Genomic DNA, 19,152 nt, shown 5'->3' on the forward strand with positions numbered 1-19,152 from the left:
CAAAGAACAAAGAAGAAGCCATGTCCGATAACGACGACGTCCCGTTCAATCGCAACTTTCCGCTGAAGCCCGGCATCGTCGAGGAGGTCCGCCCCGGCGTGCGGCGCGTGCTCTGCAACAATCCGAGCCCGTTCACCTTCACGGGCACGGTCAGCTACATCGTCGGCGAGGGCAATGTCGCGATCATCGATCCCGGTCCGGACGATGAGGCGCATGCGGCTGCGCTGCTCGATGCCGTGCGCGGCGAGACGGTGAGCCATATCTTCGTCACCCATACCCATCGCGACCATTCGCCGAACACCGCGCGCATCAAGCAGGCGACAGGTGCGCCGGTCTATGCCGAAGGCCCGCATCGCGCCTCGCGCCCGCGCTTCGAGAGCGAGAAGCACAATCCGGAATCCGGCGTCGACCGCGATTTTGCGCCAGACGTCAACCTCGCACACGGCGACGTCGTCGAAGGCGACGGCTGGCGGCTCGAGGCCGTGGCGACGCCCGGCCACACGGCCAATCATCTGGCATTCGCCTGGCCCGAGCGAAAGTTCAACTTCGTCGGCGATCACGTGATGGGCTGGTCGACCTCCATCGTGGCGCCGCCCGACGGCTCGATGATCGACTACATGGATTCGCTGGAGCGGCTCGCGGCGCGCGAGGAGGATCTCTATTTCTCAGGCCACGGCCCCGAGATCCCCGAGGGCCAGCGCTTCGTGCGCTTCCTGATCCGTCACCGCAAGGCGCGTGAGGCCTCGATCCTGCACCGCCTCGCCAAGGGCGAGACCGACATCCCGACGATGGTCCGCGCGATCTATATCGGTATCGATCCGAGGCTGACGACGGCCGCCGGCTACTCCGTGCTGGCGCACCTCGAAGACCTGGTCGCACGCGGCGTGGTCGCGACCGATGGCGATCCCGTGATCGGCGGGACGTATCGGCTGGCCTAGGGGCGAATGGCGAATAGGGAGTGGCGAATTGCGTTTCTCTATTCGCCACTCGCCAATTCGCTATTTTTTCACCGTCTTCGCCGGCGCCTTGGGCGGCGCGACCGGCGTCTTCTTCACCGGCTTGAGCGCGTCGGCATCGGCGGCGGTGTTGAGGTCGTCGATGAACTTCTTGACGCGCGCGGCGTTGCTGCCGAGATCGCTGTCGAAATTGCGCGAGGCGGAGCGCATGTCGACCCGGGAATAATCGCCATCCGGCACGACCCTTATCGAAACGTCCTCGCGAAAACCCATGATCGGCGTGCGCGCCACCGCCTCGATGCGGCCGATGCGGCGCGGCGGCTGCGGCGCGCGCTCGTCGATGACGATCCATTTGCGCTTGTGCACGAGCTGGAGCGCGATTGCATAGGCGCGGTCGACGGAAATCTCGAGCTCGACGGGCACGATTTCGGGATAGAAGCGGCGCTGCTGCTCCGCCGAGTAGAGGCCGGCATAGACCGCGGTATTGGTGCCCTCGCCGGTGCGCAGTCGCGCCATCGCGTCGAAGCGCGGCGGATCGATCGGGTCGGTGGTGATGTCGTAGATGGACGGCAGCTTGCGATATTGAAAGGCCAGATAGGCGGGATAGGCGAGGATCGCGCCGTCGATCAGGAAGGCGAGCAGGATGCGCGCCATGCCCCGCGAGCCGTTCTGCCAGATCGCGGCAAAGCCCGCGAGCCCGAACAAGATCGAGAGGCCTGATATCGCGAGCCCCCCGAAGAAAGTCGCAAGCGCCGGTTTCGGCTCCAGGAAATCGAAGCGGACGACGATGACCGACACCACCACCGCCACCACCGCGAACACGGCCAGATTGCGCGCCCAGCTCGCCAGGCTGGACACGGGCTCCGACTGGTAAGGAGCGGAAAACCTGCGGGCCATCGGGTGAGCTCTGCCGGGGTTGGCGATGCCGGCCGATCTGGCGCGACGATGGTTTGTTGAGACCACGGCGCGGCGGCAAATTCAAGGGAGACCGGACTGTTACTGCCCGTCATTCCGGGGCGATGCGGAGCACTCGAACTCAGGTGCGCCCTCGCGCACCTGAGAATCTCGAGATTCCCCGGTGCGCAATTGCGCACCTGAGGTCTGGTCCTTCGGACCATCCCGGAATGACGTAGCTTGCTGTGCCGCTACGCCGCCGCGTTCGGGAAGCGATAATCCTTGAACTGGTCGCGCAGCGCCGTCTTCAGGATCTTGCCGGTGGCCGTATGTGGGATGCCTTCGACGAAGGCGACGTCGTCGGGCATCCACCATTTGGCGATCTTGCCATCCATGAACTTCAGGATGTCCTCACGTGTGGCCTGCTGGCCCTGCTTGAGCTGCACGATCAAGAGCGGCCGCTCATCCCATTTGGGATGGAATACGCCGATCACCGCGGCTTCCGCCACGGCCGGATGGCCGACTGCGAGGTTTTCGAGGTCGATCGAGGAGATCCACTCGCCGCCGGACTTGATCACGTCCTTGGAGCGGTCGGTGATCCGCATGTAGCCGTCCTCGTCGATCGTCGAGACGTCCCCGGTGTCGAAGAAGCCTTCTTCGTCGAGGATGTTGGTGTCGACCCGGTAATAGGCCTTGGCCACGGCAGGGCCGGAGACCTTGAGGCGACCGAAGGTCTTGCCGTCCCAGGGCAGCTCCTTGCCGGCATCGTCGGTGATCTTCATCTGCACCGCGAAGGGCGCATAACCCTGCATCTGAAGCACGTCGAGCTTGGCATCGCCCGTCGCATTGTGGAACGGAGGCTTCAGCGCCGCGACGCTGCCGATCGGGCTCATCTCGGTCATGCCCCAGGCGTGACGCACGTTGGAGCCCATGTCGAGGAAGGCCTTGATCATCGAGCGCGGCATCGCCGAGCCGCCGCAGATCACCATCTTCAGATCCGGCAGCTTGAGATTGTTGGCGGCCATGTGCTGGAGCAGCATCAGCCACACCGTCGGCACGCCGGCGGTGTGCGTCACCTTCTCGGTCGAGAGCAGCTCATAGACCGAGGCGCCGTCGAGCTTGGCGCCCGGCATGACCAGCTTGGTGCCCTGCGAGGGCGCCGAAAAGGCGATACCCCAGCTGTTGGCATGGAACAGCGGAACCACCGGCAGCATTGTCTCGGACGCGCTGGTGCCGAGCGCGTCGACATTGTTGGCCATCAGCGCGTGCAACACGTTGGAGCGATGCGAGTACAGCACACCCTTCGGATCGCCGGTCGTGCCGGAGGTGTAGCACATCGCCGCCGCCGTGTTCTCGTCAAAGTCCTTCCATTTGAATTTGCCGTCGGCCTGCGCAATCCAGTCCTCGTAGGCGACCGCGTTCTTCAGCGTGGTCTCCGGCATGTGAGCCTTGTCGGTGAGCACGATGTAGCGCTCCACGCTGGGCAGCTTGTCGGCGATCTTCTCCAGGATCGGAACGAAGGTGATGTCGGTCATCACGATGCGATCCTGCGCATGATTGATGATCCAGGCGATCTGTTCGGGGAAAAGGCGAGGATTGACCGTGTGGCAGATGGCACCGATCCCCATGATGCCGTACCAGACCTCGAGATGGCGCCAGGTGTTCCAGGCGATCGTTGCGACCCGGTCGCCGAGCTTGATACCGTCGCGCTCCAGCATCTGCGAGACCTTGAGCGCGCGCTTGTGGATCTCGGCGTAATTGGTGCGATGGATCGGTCCCTCGACCGAGCGCGTGACCACCTCCTGCTTGCCATGAATCCTGGCGGCGTGTTCGATGATCCGGTGGCAGAGCAGGGGCCAATCTTGCATCAAACCAAGCATTCTCACGTTCCTCCGAGAAGTCGCTGGGCGCGTTATCGCTCTCAGCTTGGGCCAAAGAATTGTCATGACTTTTAGCCTGCCGGACTTTCGCCGCAAATGGTCTTGTCGCGGCTATATGTCCGTCGGCGCGGCAATGGTTACCGCCGCGCTGGGGTTGCTGCTCGTGCCTGTCGAGAGGGCAGAGGCGCGGAAATATCCTGCGCCACTCGATATCTTCGGCCTTGGTACACCACGGCCGCGCGCGGCCGTTCGTACCACGAAGATTCCCCTGCCAAAACCGCGGCCAGAAGAGGCCCCCAAAGCGACGGACCAGGCTCCGTCCGAAGCAGAGACAAGGCCATCTCCCGACAAGGCGGGCGCGGACAAGCCCGCCGAGGCCGCGCCGCCACCCCAGAAGCTGGCCTCAGACTGCCGCGTCGCGCTGACGGAGGACATTGCGATCGCGCCCTCGATCCCGGACATCCGCGGCCCCGGCGCCTGCGGCGGCGAGGATCTGGTGCGGCTGGAAGCGGTCGTGCTGCCGGACAAGCGCAAGGTGACGGTCAAGCCGGCGGCCATCCTTCGCTGCACCATGGCGTCCGCGATCGCCGATTGGCTGCGCAAGGACATGGTGCCGCTGGCCACCAGCCTCGGCTCGCCCATCAGCGACCTCGACAATTTCGATTCCTTCGAGTGCCGCGGTCGCAACCGCGTCGCTGGCGCGCTGCTGTCCGAGCATGGAAAGGCCAATGCCATCGACATCCGCGCCATCAAGCTCGCCAATGGGCAGTCGATCGGCCTCACGGACCGCACCCTGTCGCGCGACGTTCGCGAGCGCGTGCTGCACTCGGTCTGCGCGCGCTTTTCCACCGTGCTCGGTCCTGGCTCGGACTGGTACCATGAGGACCACATCCATCTCGATCTGGCGCAGCGCCGCAACGGCTACCGCATCTGCCAGTGGAACGTCTGGGATCCTCTGCCGCAGGTCGCCCCGCTCCTGCCGGTGGAACGCCCCGAGGAGGCGCCGCCGCGCGAGGTCGCGGCCAAGCCTGAGGCGAAGGAAGGTGCTGACGACGAGCCGGCGGAGAAATCGTCTTCACCTGAAGAGAAATCGCCCCCTGCCAAGAAGTCTCCATCGTCCAAGCAGGCAACAAAAAAGCGCCGGTAAAACCGGCGCCTTTTGTTGTCCAGAGATCGTTGGCGATCAGTAGCTGGCCGCCTGGCCGGTTTGGCTGTTGCCGAGCGCCAGTCGCGAATTGTACGGCGAGTCGCCGTGCTTGGGCTCGAGCACCACGACCAGGGTCCCAACCTTGACGCGATCATAGAGATCGATCGCGTCCTCGTTGGTCAGGCGGATGCAGCCTGACGAGATCGAGGCGCCGATATATTCCGGCTGGTTGGTGCCGTGGATCCGGAACAGCGTGTCCTTGCCGCCCGAATAGAGGTACAGCGCGCGGGAGCCCATCGGGTTGTCCGGGCCGGGGGCAACATAGGTCGGCACGCCCAGACGCGAAATTTCGCCGGGGGTGGGGTGCCAGGCCGGCCACTCGGTCTTGCTGCCCACCTTGGCGATGCCCGACCAGGCCATGGCTTCTTCGCCAACGGTGATGCCGTAGCGGATCGCCTTGCCGCCCTCCAGCACGTAATAGAGGTAATGGTTGTCGGAATCGACCACGATCGAGCCCGGCGATTCCTTGCGGTGGTATTCGACGATGGCGCGGCGGAACGGCTCAGCGACCGGGGTGTTCTCGTATTTGACCTTGGCGAGCAGTTCCTTGTCCTTCGGCTTGAAGGACTTGGTGTCGGTCGCCTCATAATGAGTGGCCTGCATGCAGCCCGACAGCATCAGGCCGGCGGCAAAAATCCCCAACATAACTTTCAGCGACGACATGGTTTGGTTCCAATCAAAACAATACCGCACGGACGGCTTGAGCTTGGCGCCCGAGTTCCTCGACTCCGTTAAGCCCATTATCGTTGAAATCTGCCACAATTCCAGCTCTGAAGGTCTTTTCCCGCGCTACGAGAGCCCGGCTGTGGCTTTTCTGCCGCAAATTTTGCGCTGCTATGCGGGTTTTTCGGCAGGAGGCGCCGAACTGTCGATTCCGTGCCACAGTTGAGCCTCGGATCGCCACAGGTCCAAACGCTCCGTTAATGTTGTTGTCATCGTGAACCTGCCAGAATCGCGCTAAGGGCTGGCTGTCGCAGGATCTCTGGAGCTTTTCATGTTTTCGGTGTTTGTTCCCTCCGAGTCCGCCCTCAAGAAGGCTGTCATCGAGGATCTTGCGGCCGTGCCGGAGAACGCTGTCTGGATCGACCTCGTCAATCCGAGCGCGGCCGAGGACAAGGCGGTGGAGCGGCTCGCGGGCATCGCCATCCCGACCCGGGAAGACATGCAGGAGATCGAGATCTCCAGCCGCCTCTATATGGAGAACGGCGCGCGCTACATGACTGCGACGCTGATGTGCCACTCCGATACCGACATGCCCCGGACCACGGCGGTGACCTTCATCCTCGGCGACCATCGCCTGGTGACGGTGCGATATGACCAGCCGAAGCCGTTCGCGCTGGTCGAGGCCAAGCTCGCCCGCTCCTGCACGCCTTCCGTCACGGGCGAGATGGTGCTGATGGAACTGCTGGATGCGGTGATCGACCGCTGCGCCGATATTCTGGAGCGTTGCGGCGCCGAGATCGATCAGGTCAGCCACGACATCTTCGAGCCCGAGAGCGAGCGCCATGGGCAGGCAAAGAGATACTCCCAGATCTTGATCTCGATCGGCCGCAAGGGTGATTTGACCTCGAAGGTTCGCGAGAGTCTGGTGTCGATCGGTCGCGTCGTCACGTTCCTGTCCGCGGTGGTCGAGGGCGTGAAATGGTCGAAGGACATGCGCGAGCAGCTCAAGACCATGCAGCGCGACGTCGCTTCGTTGACCGACCACGCCTCCTATCTCTCCAACAAGATCACCTTCGTGCTCGACGCCATGCTCGGCGTCGTCAATCTCGAGCAGAACAACATCATCAAGCTGTTCTCGGTGATGGCCGTCGTCCTGATGCCGCCGACGCTGATCGCCTCGGTCTACGGCATGAACTTCAAGGTGATGCCGGAACTCGAATGGGTGCACGGCTATCCGATGGCGCTGGTGATGATGCTGGCCGCCGCGGTCGTCCCGTACTGGATCTTCAAATGGAAGAAGTGGCTGTAGGAGTCGCGCTCGAGCGAAGATACCTACCGAGACCTTACGCCGCTCGCGGAGACACAATAGAACGTGTCGCAGAATAGATCGGGATTGAGGCGGTGCCGTGATGTCCGCGCCGTGCCGCAATTCCTCCGGTAAAATTTGAGCGGTGGGCTGAACGTTTGCGCGAAACTTGTCTGCGATAAGCAGTGCGTAGCCGCGAGGAACAGCCATGGTTGAGAAACACATAACGACGCCCCGCAACGTCATCGATCTGGCGAACTATCGCCAGGCGATGACGAGCGGCAAGGCGCCGTCGATGTCGGCACGCATGTGCCGGCACTGTGGTGCTCCGCTGCTCGATGGTGAGAACGACGACGACTGCTCGACTGCATTCAGCACGGCCGCTCCGCGGCCGCGCGAGAGGTCGCGTCGGATTCGACTCGATTGAGGAACGGAAGGTAAGGGCGATCCAGGCCTTGCGGCGGCGTTGTCTGGATCGCCTTGCTTCCACTCTTCGGCAAATCTGCTAGGGCTTAACTATCTGCGCCGTCGAGACGATGGTCTCTTCGATCGCATAGTCGCGGCCGCTTCGCCAAATCGTGCAGGCCGACCAGATGGCTGGTCTCGACGGTGACAAGCTCGGCGAACTGCAACGGGCTGCCGTGGAAGAACGCGGAAAGGTCGCGATGTGTCCGCGTGCCCCGTCCTGCCTCCTCCCAGAGCTGCGAAGGCGACCAGCGACGGCGAATTTCGTTGTAACCATCGAGCCATGGGTTACGGCCGTCGGTAGCCGAGAACGAAGCGCAGATCGCGATCGCGCCCCCGTGTGCAACCAGCTGGCCGAGTTGGGCAACCGTCGCATTGCGATCCATCCAATGCAACGCACGGCCGATCGTGACGATGTCGAAAGTGCCGATATCGGGTGGAAGCGTCTCTGCCTTGCCTTCAATCAGCGTGACATGTCGACCCGCGCCCGAAGCGGCAAGCCGCGCGGCGTCGAGCATCGCAGGCTCCGGATCGACTCCGACGACACGGCCGACATAGGGGCCGAAGCCGAGCGCCAGCAGCCCGGGTCCGGTACCGAGATCGATCAGGCTGCTCTGGTTGGTGAGACCGAGTTTTTGCGCGACGCAGCGGAAGAATTCGCGCGGATACGGCGGCCGCAAATGCTCGTAGAGTGAGGCGGTGCTTGCGAACCGGCCCATGCTTTCGTGCCCTGCCTACACGTGCTGGCCGCCGTTGATGTGAATCTCGGCGCCGTTGACGTAGGAGCTGGTATCGGTGCACAGCACGTAGATGATCTTGGCCACTTCGTCGGGCGTGCCGAGGCGGTGCATCGGGATCTGCTGTTCGACGATCTTCTCGGTGCCCGGCGACAGGATCGAGGTGTCGATCTCGCCCGGGGCGATCGCGTTGACGCGGACGCCGATACGGCCGAAATCGGACGCCATCTCGCGCGTCAGCGAGGCGAGCGCGGCCTTCGAGGTGGCGTAGGCGGCGCCCGCGAACGGGTGCACGCGCGAGCCCGCGATCGAAGTGACGTTGACGACCGAGCCCTTGGCCGCCTTCAATTCCTCGATCAGCCCGCGTGCCATCATGATCGGCGCGAAGAAGTTGACATGGAAGACATGCGTCCAGGTGTCGAGGTCAGTGTCGACCGAGCCGAGCCGGGAGCCGCCCGGGCCCTTCGGCGAGATCGCGGCGTTGTTGACCAGCGCATGCAGCATGCCGCCCTCCAGCCGGTTGCGGATCTCGGAGATCGCGCGCGCCGTATCCTGGGGATCGCCAAGGTCGACCTGGATGTGGTCCTCGGGCCCTGCGTCCCACGGGCAGTCCTCCGGGAAAGGATGCCGCGAGCAAGTGATGACGCGCCATCCCGCCGAGGAAAAGCGGATCACCGTGGCGTGGCCGATGCCGCGGCTTGCTCCGGTCAGGAGCAGCGTGCGGCGCGGCGTATTGGACGAATGCGGCATGGACATCTTTCAGGTCGACCCAAAGCTCGAGACTAGGTTGAAGACAGGGATCAAGGGTACATCCGCGTCTTGGACCATTTCTGGCCAGCGGCGTCGCGGCGAAATTCGATGCGGTCGTGCAGGCGGAACGGGCGGTCGTGCCAGAACTCGATACGCATCGGCGTGATGCGCCAGCCGCTCCAGCCCGGCGGCCGCGGCACTTCGCCGATGACATATCTGGCCGCAACCTTGGCGATGGCCTGCTCGAAGGCGAAGCGGCTCTCAAGCTCTTGCGACTGCTTGCTCGCCCAGGCGCCGATCTGGGCCTGCTTGGGGCGGGTGGCGAAATAGGCGTCGGCTTCAGTGTCGGTCACCGGCGTCACGTTGCCGCGGATGCGGACCTGACGGCGCAGCGACTTCCAGTGAAACAGTAACGCTGCCTTAGGATTTGCGGCGAGTTCGCGGCCCTTCTGGCTGGCGATGTGGCTGTAGAAGACGAAACCTTCGGTATCGAAGCCCTTCATCAGCACCATGCGGACGTCCGGCAGTCCGTCAGGGTCGACGGTTGCGAGCGCCATGGCATTCGGGTCGTTCGGCTCGCTCTTGGTCGCCTCGTTCAGCCAGACCTCAAACAGCGCAAATGGCTCGTCGGCGGCGGTGAAATCACCGGATGTTAAGGGTGTCTGGTGTTTCATCGAGGTCGTGTCGGTCATGTCTGGAGTCCGAGTTGCGTCCCGCGGCCCAAAATGCGTCCTTGTCCGCTACCGCCCTATATAGGGCATGGGATCGCGTTGGCCTATCGGCGATCCGGCCCTCCGGCCTCGCCGTGACGATGATTCTGGTCGGGCTCGGCGCCGGCGGCTGCAGCTTTTCCCGCAATGACACGAGTGCCTACGCCAAGACCGACGACAGCGATCTCACCGGCTCGATCGCGCGGTCGGCGAGAGACGCGGCGCCCACCGAGACCGATCTCGCCTTCGCGCGTAATGCCGCCTCCGACGTGCTCAGCAAGGGCGACAAGGATTCCAGCCAGCACTGGGAGAATCCGGAGACCGGGGCGCGCGGCTCTGTGACGCCGATCGCCCAGTCCTATGCCGCCGAGGACGGACGCAGATGCCGCGACTTCCTGGCGAGCTATGTCAACGGCACCACCGAAAGCTGGCTTCAGGGCGCCGGCTGCCAAAGGAGCCGTGGCCGTTGGGAGATTCATACGCTAAAGCCGTGGCGGAGCTAAGTTCAACACGCTGCTAGTTGCAAAAATGCCACTCTCTTCCCACATGGTCCGCAGGTGGGGCGGGGAGCCCTTTGAACAATTCGATTTCTTGAAGGAGACGTGACGAATGCGCGACCCCTATGAGGTCTTGGGGGTGCCGCGGAGCGCCAGCGCTGCCGCGATCAAGAGCGCCTATCGCAAGCTGGCCAAGAAGCATCATCCGGACAGCAACAAGGGTGATCCGAAGGCTGCCGAGCGCTTCGCTGAGATCAACTCGGCCAACGAGATCCTCGGCGACGAGGACAAGCGCAAGCAGTTTGACCGCGGCGAGATTGATGCCGAGGGCAAGCCACGCTTCCAGGGTTTTCCTGGCGGCGGGGGGCCGCGCGGCCGCGCGGGTCCCGGCGGGTTCGAGAGCTATACGTTCCGGAGCGGCGGGGCGGGGGGCGGCGCGGGCGGCGGCGCGTTCGAGGATATCCTCAACAGCATGTTCGGCGGCGGGGTGCGCGGCGCCCGGCCTGGGGCCGGTGGCGGCGCCCAGTTCGAATTCGATACCGGCGGCATCGGGCTCGATCTTGATGTCAATGTCGCCATGTCCGTCTCGCTGGAAGAGTCGGCCAAGGGTGGCGAGAAGCGCGTCCGGCTGCCGACGGGCAAGGAGCTCAACGTCAAGATTCCGGCCGGCGTCACCGAGGGCCAGCAGATTCGGCTCCGGGGGCAGGGCGAGAGCGCGCAGGGCCATCCGCCCGGCGATCTCCTGATCACCATCAACATCGCGCCGCACCCGTTCTTCAAGGTCGAGGGCGCCGACCTCAGGATCGACCTGCCGGTGACGTTGTATGAGGCGGTGCTTGGCGGCAAGGTCCGTGTGCCCACCCTCGGCAATGCCGTGGAGCTTTCGGTCCCGAAGAACACCTCCAGCGGCCGGACCTTCCGCCTCAAGGGCAAGGGCTTGCCGAAAGCTGGTGGAACCGGGGATCTCTTCGTGACCATCAGGATTATGCTACCGGACGGGAACGACGCCGAGCTCGAAGCATTGATGGAGAAGTGGCGGGACCACCACCCCTACAATCCGCGTAGCGGGCTCGGCTAGGGCGCTATCCGAGGCCACCTCGACGATCGGAGCATTCTCTTCCCGAAAGGATGATGCTCAACTTGGGTCTGAAGCGCAGCGCGCTTCGGCGCTGACTTCAAGACATGTCGGCTGTCCGGCGGGCAGCCGAGAATAAGGTGCGGCCTCGAGAGGGGGACCAGCGCGGTACCAAAAGCCCCAATCGAGGCCGCCCGCGTCGATCGGCGGATCGAACGCTGCTCATTTTCGCGTGAGCATCCGGTGCGATAATGAGACGCGCCGATGTCTTGATTCCAAATTTTCAATGTCGGAATCTGGGCATCGCGCTTATGCGCTTGCTCAGGTGCCGTGTTTCTCCGCTTGGTCGTACACGGCCTGCGCCACCTTGTTCAGCCGCTCGCGATCGCCGCCGCCGCTGACGACGTAGCCGACGCCGCGTTCGGCCCAGAACAGCGCTCCGTCCTTGTCCGTCCTGGCGTAGCGCATCTGCGTCGCACCATTGTCGGTCTTGGTGGCGTAGATCGTGTACCGCTCACCCGAAGCGCCCTCATACATCAGGAACGACGCCGGACCGTTCGGCCCGGGCAGAAGCCGGCCGCCGACGAGCTTCAGACCGCTCGCCTCCAGGTTCGGAGCGAACACCGTCCAGCCGCAGCGCCGGGTCAGCCAGGCCTGCAGATGGTCACGCTCGTTGCCGCCGACTTCGACGGGATGGCGGACCTCGACGACGTAGAGGCGGTGGGCATCGAGCGCGTCTGCCGTAAGGCTCTGAAACGTGGAGGGCGCGTTGGCGGCGCCATGTGCCACCCAGCCGGCCGTGCCGCCGGCAACGAAAGCAGCCAGCACGGCTGCGGCGGCGCCGTAGAACCATTGCCGCGGGCGGCGCTCCAGCCGCTCCAGCTCCAGCCGCGCCGGCACGGGCTCCTGCGCGACGGAATCGTAGCGGGCGTGCAGCATCTCGGCCATGCTCCGCCAGGATTGGACCCGCTCGGCCTCGTCAGGGTGGGCGGCGAGCCAGGCCTCGACATCGGCGCGACGTTCTGCCGGCAGCTCGCCGTCGACATAGGCGTGCAGCTCGTCTTCGGTCACTGGGATATTGCGGTCGTTCATATCGGTCGTCTCTGGCTCTGCGGCCCAAAAAATCGTTCGTGGCTCAACTTCGCTCGCGTCCTCGGCTGGCTGCGGGCGGACGATGTGCGATGCATCACGCTGTCCTCATTTCACCCGCCTGAGCGCCGGGCGCTCACCCTCCAGCGAGGCTTTAACGTGGGCCCGTGCGCGTGCCAGGCGCGACATCACGGTGCCGATCGGCACGCCCTGGATGTCGGCGACCTCGCGATAGCTCATGCCTTCCAGCATCACCAGGAGCAGCACCGAACGCTGTTCCTCGACGAGGGTGGCCAGCGCCTTCTCGATGTCACGTCCTTCGGCCTCGGTCCCGCTGGCATCCGGGTTGTTCTCCGTCAGCGGCATGAATTGCGGCCGCCTTGCCAGTGAGCGCCGCCGGTTCTTGTTGAGGTTGGTCAGGATCGTATAGAGCCAGCTCCTGACGTCGCCCCCGAGAAACAGGCGTTCCGAACGCAGCGCGCGCACCAATGTATCCTGCACCAGATCGTCGGCCGCATCCGCATCGCGCGTGAGCGCGCGGGCGTAACGCCGCAACGCCGGGATCATGACTTCCACACTCTGGCGAAACGCGTTCATTGCAGTCTTGAAGTCCTAGCGTTCGGCGCGAGCGCCTCAACGATCATAACACCCGAGTGGAACGGCTATTCCGACACTCGAAACAGCGTTAACGCCGCGTATTAGGGCTGTACCGCAGGGGAGGGCTGGTGTACCTCCAGACCTCAACGAGAGCTTCGACGGGACGTTCAAAATGGCGCAGAATTCAGGTCTGATGCAAGGCAAGCGCGGAGTGATCCTCGGCGTTGCCAACAACCGCTCGATCGCCTGGGGCATCGCCAAGGCATGCCACGCCGCGGGCGCCGAGCTCGCCTTCACCTATCAGGGCGATGCGCTGAAGAAGCGCGTCGAGCCGCTTGCCGCCGAGATCGGCGGTCTCGTGCTCGGCCATTGTGACGTCACGGATGCCGCGACCATCGACGCTGCCTTCGCAGTGCTGAAGGAGAAGTGGGGCAAGATCGACTTCCTGGTGCACGCGATCGCCTATGGCGAGCAGCTCGACGGCCGCTACGTCGACACGACGCAGGAGAATTTTTCGAAGTCGATGCTGATCTCCTGCTATTCATTCACCGCGGTGGCGCAGCGCGCCGAGAAGCTGATGACGGATGGCGGGTCGCTCATCACGCTCAGCTACTACGGCGCCGAGAAATGGATGCCGCATTACAACGTGATGGGCGTCGCCAAGGCGGCGCTGGAGGCCAGCGTGCGCTATCTCGCCGCCGATCTCGGCGAGAAGAACATTCGCGTCAACGCCATCTCGGCGGGACCGATCAAGACGCTCGCGGCATCCGGCATCGGCGACTTCCGCTATATCCTGAAGTGGAACGAATACAACGCGCCGATGCGGCGCAACGTCTCGACCGAAGACGTCGGCGGCAGCGCGCTGTACTTCCTCTCCGACCTCTCGCGCGGCGTCACCGGCGAGGTGCATCACGTCGATTCCGGCTACCATGTGCTCGGCATGAAGCGGCCGGATGCGCCGGACATCTCGCTGGGCGGGAAGGACTAGCCCTGAGCCGGAATGCCCGTGCCCACGATCTACTTCCTTCGCCATGGCGAGACCGAGTGGAACGCGCTCGGGCGACTCCAGGGCACCAGGGACGTCCCGCTGAATGCGCGTGGCCGGGCCCAGGCCGTGCAGGCGGCCGGCATTCTGGCCGATCTGTTCAGGCGCGAGGGCAGGGACAGGGCGGCGCTGCCTTACGTGTCGAGCCCGCTCGGCCGTGCGCGGCAGACCATGGAACTCGCGCGCGAGACGCTTGGATTGTCGGCTTCGGACTATTCGCTCGACGATCGCCTGCGTGAGATCGGCTATGGCGTCTGGGAGGGGCTGACGCTGGCCGAGAGCGAAGCCTCCGATCCGGATGTCTATGCGAGTCGCCTCGCCGACAAATGGACCGTCGCGCCCGCGGGCGGGGAGACCTACGCGGCCGTGCAGTTGCGCATGCTCGACTGGTACGAGTCGCTTCTGGTCGATACGGTGGCCGTCGCCCATGGCGGCACCTGCCGGGCCCTGATGGTGGCCCTGGGCGTCGAGACCCCTGTCAGCGCTGCGGAGCTCTTTATCGAGCAGGGCGCGGTCTACGTGTTCCGCGACGGCCGGCTGGAGAAGTTCAGTTAACGGCAGCGCCACATCCTCCGCCGTCATGCCCGGGCTTGTCCCGGGCATCCACGCGCTTTTTGCCCGACGTGACCGAGACCGTGGATGGCCGGGACAAGCCCGGCCATGACGGCTGTGGGGACCATTTGACCCCCAATTCAGATCGCGTTACGTCACGTTGACATTCAACATAGTTGTTGCAAGTCAGCGTTAGGCGGCATCCGCGATGTCCTTCAACACCTTCGGCCACATGTTCCGCGTCACCACCTTCGGCGAGAGCCACGGGGTCGCGATCGGCTGCGTGGTCGATGGCTGCCCGCCCATGATCCCGCTCACCGAGGCCGACATCCAGCGTGATCTCGATCGCCGGCGGCCGGGCCAGTCGCGCTTCACGACGCAGCGTCAGGAGCCGGATCAGGTGAAGATCCTGTCCGGCGTGATGGCGCATCCGGAGACCGGCGTGCAGGTGACGACGGGCACGCCGATCGGACTCCTGATCGAGAACACCGACCAGCGCTCCAAGGACTATTCCGAGATCAAGGACAAGTTTCGTCCGGGCCATGCCGACTTCACTTATGAGGCCAAGTACGGTCTGCGCGACTATCGCGGCGGCGGGCGCTCCTCGGCGCGCGAGACCGCGATGCGCGTTGCCGCCGGCGCGATCGCGCGAAAAGTCCTGCCCGACGTGAAGGTGCGCGGCGCCTTGGTGCAGATCGGCCCGCACAAGATTGATCGCGACAAGTGGGACTGGGACGAGATCGCCAAGAATCCGTTCTTCTGTCCCGACAAGGACAAGGCCGCATTCTTCGAGACCTATCTCGACGGCATCCGCAAGAGCGGATCCTCGATCGGCGCGGTGATCGAGGTCGTCGCCGATGGCGTGCCGGCAGGTCTCGGCGCGCCGATCTATGCCAAGCTCGATTCCGATCTCGCGGCCGCGATGATGAGCATCAACGCTGTGAAGGGCGTCGAGATCGGCGCCGGCTTCGGCGCGGCCGAGCTCACCGGCGAAGAGAACGCCGACGAGATGCGCACCGGCAATGACGGCACGCGGTTTCTGTCCAACCATGCGGGCGGCGTGCTGGGCGGTATCTCCACCGGACAGCCGGTGGTGGTGCGCTTCGCGGTGAAGCCGACCTCGTCGATCCTCCAGCCGCGTCTCACCGTCGATCGGCAGGGAGCCGAGACCGAGATCTTCACCAAGGGCCGCCACGATCCTTGTGTCGGCATCCGTGCCGTCCCGGTCGGCGAGGCCATGATGGCTTGCGTGCTGGCGGATCACTTCCTGCGCGATCGCGGGCAGGTGGGACGGTAGTTGCTTCACCTCTCCCCGCTGGGGAGAGGTGAAGACCTGCCGCGAGCGTTCATGTCGCGGTACTAGCCGACCGCGCAGCTTGACGACTCCGCAACTTCGTTCGCAAATGCGCCCATGAACAGCTCCGAGCTTCAGCGCATCTGCGACTGGCTGATCGACGGCACCTGGGCGGCCCAGGAGCCGGCGGTAGGGATTGCCGATTTCTGCGAGCGTCTGGTCGCGGCCGGCCTGCCGCTGTGGCGGTTCGGCATCTTCATCCGCACGCTGCATCCCGAAGTCTTCGGCCGCAACTTCATCTGGCGGCAGGGCCAGGGAGTTGAAATCGGTGCCGTCGATTTCGAGGTTCTGGAGACGCCCCAGTTCGCACGCAGCCCGCTTCGCGTCGTGTTCGAGCAGGGCATCGAGGTCCGGGGACGCGCAAACGACCCCGACAGCAAGCGATTTCCGTTCCTCGGGGACATGCACGCAGAAGGCGCGACCGATTATATCGCGGTGCCGGTGCCTTTTCTCGATGGCTCCATCCACGCGACGAGCTGGATCACGCAGCGTCCCGATGGCTTCAGCGACGACGACATCGCGGCCATCCGAGCTCTCATTGCACCGCTTGCGCGCATCAGCGAGATCATCAGCCTGCGCCGCACCGCCGAGATGCTGCTCGACACCTATGTCGGCAATCGCGCCGGCGCGCGCATCCTCGGCGGCCAGATCCGCCGCGGTCACAACGACACCATGCAGGCCGCGATCTGGCTGTCGGACCTGCGCGGCTTCACCGCGCTGTCGGACCGGCTGCCGGCCGAGACGGTGGTCGAGATCCTCAACCAATATTTCGACTGCCAGGTCGCCGCGATCCGCGGCCATGGCGGCGAGGTGCTGAAATTCATGGGCGACGGCCTGCTCGCCGTGTTCCCGATCGACGAATATGTCGGCGATGCCGCCCATGTCTGCGCGCGCGTGCTGGAGGCCGCGCGCGAGTCCCGCGCCAGCGTCGAGGCGCTGGCCTTTCCGGTCGGCGAGGCCGTCGAGCGATTCCGCTTCGGCGTCGCGTTGCATGTCGGCAACATCCTTTATGGCAATATCGGCGGCGGTAACCGTCTTGATTTCACCTGCATCGGCCCGGCGGTCAATCTCGCCGCAAGGCTGGAGAAGATCACGGGGCGCCTGGGGCGGACCGTCGTCGCCTCGGAAGGTTTTGCCAATGTCTGCCGCCATGATTGGCACCAGCTCGGCGAGTTTCCGATCGCGGGATTTTCCAAGGCGCAGCGCGTCTACGGGCTCGCGGAAGAAGCGCACGTGCAGGCCGGCTGAACCGCTACTCCTCCGGCTCGGTCGTGAACAGCAGCGGATAGCCCTTGGCGCGGCCGGCGTCGGTGGCGCGCGTCGCCTTGGTCTCGGCAACATCCTTGGTGAACACCGCGACGACGCAGGCACCCAGCTTGTGCGCGGTGATCATCACCTTGTAGGCCTGATCCTCCGTCATGCGGAATTCGGCCTTCAGCACCATGGTGACGAATTCGCGCGGCGTGTAGTCGTCGTTGATCAGGATGACCTTGTGCAGCCGCGGCCGCTCGACCTTGGTCTTTGTCCTGGTTTTCGGCTTGGTGACGGTGTCGTTCATCGTTTCCTGAAACCCGGCCCTGATGAGCTCCAGCCCTCTGATCATATTGCAGGCGCCCGGGCTTCTCCAAGGTGGTCGGCGCGCCGCCATCATGTCGTTGCAGACGGGCAGGGATGCGCTGGTCGCGCTGAGCCCCTACGGAAGAGTGCGAACAAACTGCATTGCGGCGATCAGCGCCCCCACGGACAGCACTACCGATGCAATCATGTAGACGGCCGAGGTGACGGTCTGACCGCGCTCGATCAGATACCAAGCATCCAGCGAGAACGTCGAGAATGTGGTGTATCCGCCACAAATCCCCACCGTCAAGAACATCCGGGCGGTCTGCGGCAGGTTCCATCTCGTCGCGAACAGCGCGGCGAAAATGCCGATCAGGAATGATCCCGTCACGTTGATGATCAGGGTGCCCCAAGGAAAGTTGGTGCCGAAAGCGCGGCCCGAACCGATTGCAACGAGGTAGCGCACGACCGCGCCGAGCGCTCCGCCGGCGGCTACAGCCAGAATGTATTGGATGTTCAACGTCTCGTTCCCTGGTTTGTGACCTGCACTATCCGTCCTTTGCCGCCAGCCCGTTGCCGACCGTGAGCAGCCCGACGAGCGAGACCAGCGCGAAGCCGAGCCCTGCGAGGAACGTGCCTTGGGGACCATATGCGTCCCAAAGCGCGCCGGCGATCACGCTCGCGGCCAGCAAGGCAAGTCCCGTGAACAGGTTGAAATAGCCGAATGCAGTGCCGCGCAGGCTCGCTGGCGCAGCGTCGGCGACGAGGGCCGAGAGCAGCCCTTGCGTCAATCCCATATGCAGCCCCCATAGCACGACCCCGAGCGCAAGGCCGGCCAGATTCGGCAGCAGCGCCAGCGCGAGGTCGGCGCCGGCGAGGAAGACGAGGCCGAGGGCGAGCAGGCCGGTCCGGTTGATCCGGTCCGACAGCACGCCGGCCGGATAGGCCGACAGGGCATAGGCGATGTTCATCAGCACCAGCACCGCCGGCACCCACATCACATTGAGTCCGATGTTCTGCGCGCGCAGGATCAGGAAAGCCTCGCTGAAGCGCGCGAGGGTGAAGACGATTCCGACCGCCACGACACGCCAATAGACCGCTCCGAGCTGCCGCATGGCGGCGAGATTGAGCGGGTTTTTTGCACGTGTCCGGCTTGGATCAGGCTCCGGCTCGTTCACCGCGAAGGCGATCAAACCAAAGGACAGGAACGCCGGCAGCACCGCCACCCAGAACACGAGGGCAAAATTGTCCGCCGTCCACCACATCAGGCCGATCGCCACGAGCGGTCCGACGAAGGCGCCGATCGTGTCGAGCGATTGCCGCAGGCCAAAGCTCGCGCCGCGCAGGCCGACCGGCGCGATGTCGGCGATCAGCGCATCGCGCGGTGCGCCGCGAATGCCTTTGCCGACGCGGTCGATGAAGCGCGCCGCCACCAGCCATTCGACGCTGGGCGCGAGCGGGAACAGCGGCTTGGTGAAGGCGGCCAGCCCGTAGCCGAGGGCGGCGAGCAGCTTGCGGCGGCCGAGCCAGTCCGACAGCGCACCGGAGAAGATCTTCGTGATCGAGGCGGTAGCCTCCGCAATACCCTCGATGAACCCGACGGTGAGCGTGGAGGCGCCGAGCACGGTGACGAGATAGATCGGCAGCAGCGCATGGATCATCTCGGAGGAGATGTCCATCAGCATCGAGACGAAGCCGAGCACCCAGATTCCTCTGGGCAGCATCGTGCGCGCAGCATTCGGTGTCGGCATCGTCACGTCGTCGTCTTCTCCTGGCCTTCTCCGGCTGGCCTTCGTTACAAGGCAACAAAAAACCCGC

Annotated in this window: 21 protein-coding genes; 10 read left to right on the forward strand and 11 right to left on the reverse strand. The window is 64.4% G+C overall.

Translation table 11 applies throughout. The annotated features are described in order from the left end of the window. The first annotated feature begins 20 nt into the window (after positions 1-20). On the forward strand, positions 21-938 hold the full coding sequence (locus H1B27_RS26405; RefSeq protein ID WP_197968062.1) for an MBL fold metallo-hydrolase: 918 nt from the start codon (positions 21-23) through the stop codon (positions 936-938). Between the two features lie 60 nt (positions 939-998). On the opposite strand, the gene H1B27_RS26410 is transcribed toward H1B27_RS26405, so the two are convergent. Together H1B27_RS26410 and H1B27_RS26415 are read right to left on the reverse strand one after the other, a co-directional pair. After that, positions 999-1,853, reverse strand: coding sequence for a DUF1499 domain-containing protein (locus H1B27_RS26410; protein ID WP_197968064.1), 855 nt, complete (start codon positions 1,851-1,853; stop codon positions 999-1,001). 248 nt (positions 1,854-2,101) lie between these two features. Then, the gene (locus H1B27_RS26415) at positions 2,102-3,730 is read right to left on the reverse strand and encodes a fatty-acid--CoA ligase (RefSeq protein WP_061878405.1); all 1,629 of its coding nucleotides are present in this window, start codon (positions 3,728-3,730) and stop codon (positions 2,102-2,104) included. A gap of 64 nt (positions 3,731-3,794) precedes the next feature. Here H1B27_RS26415 and H1B27_RS26420 point away from each other — a divergent pair, with 64 nt between their 5' ends. Continuing rightward, positions 3,795-4,877 (forward strand): extensin family protein, encoded by a 1,083-nt coding sequence (locus H1B27_RS26420; RefSeq protein WP_197968065.1) that lies wholly within the window; start codon positions 3,795-3,797, stop codon positions 4,875-4,877. Between the two features lie 36 nt (positions 4,878-4,913). Here H1B27_RS26420 and H1B27_RS26425 read toward each other — a convergent pair whose 3' ends face one another. Then, the gene (locus tag H1B27_RS26425; RefSeq protein ID WP_061878403.1) at positions 4,914-5,600 is read right to left on the reverse strand and encodes a L,D-transpeptidase; all 687 of its coding nucleotides are present in this window, start codon (positions 5,598-5,600) and stop codon (positions 4,914-4,916) included. A 331-nt stretch (positions 5,601-5,931) separates the two neighbouring features. Between H1B27_RS26425 and H1B27_RS26430 the strand changes: the two genes are divergently transcribed. Together H1B27_RS26430 and H1B27_RS26435 are read left to right on the forward strand one after the other, a co-directional pair. Next, the gene (locus tag H1B27_RS26430) at positions 5,932-6,909 is read left to right on the forward strand and encodes a magnesium transporter CorA family protein (protein WP_061878401.1); all 978 of its coding nucleotides are present in this window, start codon (positions 5,932-5,934) and stop codon (positions 6,907-6,909) included. A gap of 205 nt (positions 6,910-7,114) precedes the next feature. After that, complete coding sequence (locus H1B27_RS26435; protein ID WP_061878400.1) at positions 7,115-7,333, forward strand: hypothetical protein; 219 nt, start codon at positions 7,115-7,117, stop codon at positions 7,331-7,333. 85 nt (positions 7,334-7,418) lie between these two features. Here H1B27_RS26435 and H1B27_RS26440 read toward each other — a convergent pair whose 3' ends face one another. From H1B27_RS26440 to pdxH, 3 genes are read right to left on the reverse strand one after another with little or no spacing between them, the layout of a single operon-like run. Further along, positions 7,419-8,090: a class I SAM-dependent methyltransferase gene (locus H1B27_RS26440; protein ID WP_197968066.1), complete on the reverse strand. Its 672-nt coding sequence runs from the start codon at positions 8,088-8,090 to the stop codon at positions 7,419-7,421. Between the two features lie 15 nt (positions 8,091-8,105). Further along, positions 8,106-8,858 (reverse strand): SDR family NAD(P)-dependent oxidoreductase, encoded by a 753-nt coding sequence (locus H1B27_RS26445; protein ID WP_197968068.1) that lies wholly within the window; start codon positions 8,856-8,858, stop codon positions 8,106-8,108. Positions 8,859-8,908: 50 nt separating this feature from the next. Beyond that, positions 8,909-9,550 carry a pyridoxamine 5'-phosphate oxidase gene (gene pdxH, locus H1B27_RS26450; RefSeq protein WP_197968069.1) on the reverse strand — a complete coding sequence of 214 codons (642 nt, stop codon included), beginning with the start codon at positions 9,548-9,550 and terminating at the stop codon, positions 8,909-8,911. Positions 9,551-9,669: 119 nt separating this feature from the next. Here pdxH and H1B27_RS26455 point away from each other — a divergent pair, with 119 nt between their 5' ends. Both H1B27_RS26455 and H1B27_RS26460 read left to right on the forward strand, forming a co-directional pair. Next, positions 9,670-10,071 carry an RT0821/Lpp0805 family surface protein gene (locus H1B27_RS26455; RefSeq protein WP_210343504.1) on the forward strand — a complete coding sequence of 134 codons (402 nt, stop codon included), beginning with the start codon at positions 9,670-9,672 and terminating at the stop codon, positions 10,069-10,071. Between the two features lie 106 nt (positions 10,072-10,177). Further along, positions 10,178-11,143 carry a DnaJ C-terminal domain-containing protein gene (locus H1B27_RS26460; RefSeq protein WP_197968071.1) on the forward strand — a complete coding sequence of 322 codons (966 nt, stop codon included), beginning with the start codon at positions 10,178-10,180 and terminating at the stop codon, positions 11,141-11,143. A gap of 318 nt (positions 11,144-11,461) precedes the next feature. Here H1B27_RS26460 and H1B27_RS26465 read toward each other — a convergent pair whose 3' ends face one another. Both H1B27_RS26465 and H1B27_RS26470 read right to left on the reverse strand, forming a co-directional pair. Then, positions 11,462-12,232, reverse strand: a complete 771-nt coding sequence (locus H1B27_RS26465; protein ID WP_197968072.1) for an anti-sigma factor family protein — start codon at positions 12,230-12,232, stop codon at positions 11,462-11,464. A gap of 105 nt (positions 12,233-12,337) precedes the next feature. Further along, entirely contained in the window at positions 12,338-12,826 is a 489-nt protein-coding gene (locus H1B27_RS26470; RefSeq protein WP_028180365.1) for a sigma-70 family RNA polymerase sigma factor, read from the reverse strand. Positions 12,827-12,998: 172 nt separating this feature from the next. On the opposite strand from H1B27_RS26470, the gene fabI reads away from it, so the two are divergent. From fabI to H1B27_RS26490, 4 genes are all read left to right on the forward strand, one after another. Then, entirely contained in the window at positions 12,999-13,814 is an 816-nt protein-coding gene (fabI, locus tag H1B27_RS26475) for an enoyl-ACP reductase FabI (RefSeq protein WP_028180364.1), read from the forward strand. Positions 13,815-13,826: 12 nt separating this feature from the next. Next, positions 13,827-14,426, forward strand: coding sequence for a histidine phosphatase family protein (locus H1B27_RS26480; RefSeq protein WP_197968074.1), 600 nt, complete (start codon positions 13,827-13,829; stop codon positions 14,424-14,426). A 205-nt stretch (positions 14,427-14,631) separates the two neighbouring features. Then, positions 14,632-15,720, forward strand: coding sequence for a chorismate synthase (gene aroC / locus H1B27_RS26485; RefSeq protein ID WP_061878393.1), 1,089 nt, complete (start codon positions 14,632-14,634; stop codon positions 15,718-15,720). A 114-nt stretch (positions 15,721-15,834) separates the two neighbouring features. Continuing rightward, on the forward strand, positions 15,835-17,025 hold the full coding sequence (locus tag H1B27_RS26490) for an adenylate/guanylate cyclase domain-containing protein (protein ID WP_197968076.1): 1,191 nt from the start codon (positions 15,835-15,837) through the stop codon (positions 17,023-17,025). A 4-nt stretch (positions 17,026-17,029) separates the two neighbouring features. Here H1B27_RS26490 and clpS read toward each other — a convergent pair whose 3' ends face one another. From clpS to H1B27_RS26505, 3 genes are all read right to left on the reverse strand, one after another. After that, positions 17,030-17,335: an ATP-dependent Clp protease adapter ClpS gene (gene clpS / locus H1B27_RS26495; protein ID WP_061878702.1), complete on the reverse strand. Its 306-nt coding sequence runs from the start codon at positions 17,333-17,335 to the stop codon at positions 17,030-17,032. Between the two features lie 135 nt (positions 17,336-17,470). Beyond that, a complete protein-coding gene (crcB, locus tag H1B27_RS26500) occupies positions 17,471-17,854 on the reverse strand; it encodes a fluoride efflux transporter CrcB (RefSeq protein ID WP_197968078.1) in 384 nt (127 codons plus the stop codon). Between the two features lie 28 nt (positions 17,855-17,882). Beyond that, entirely contained in the window at positions 17,883-19,085 is a 1,203-nt protein-coding gene (locus H1B27_RS26505; protein ID WP_197968089.1) for an MFS transporter, read from the reverse strand. Between the last annotated feature and the right edge of the window lie 67 nt (positions 19,086-19,152).

Origin of the sequence: Bradyrhizobium diversitatis, from assembly GCF_016031635.1 — a bacterium.
GTDB lineage: Bacteria > Pseudomonadota > Alphaproteobacteria > Rhizobiales > Xanthobacteraceae > Bradyrhizobium > Bradyrhizobium diversitatis.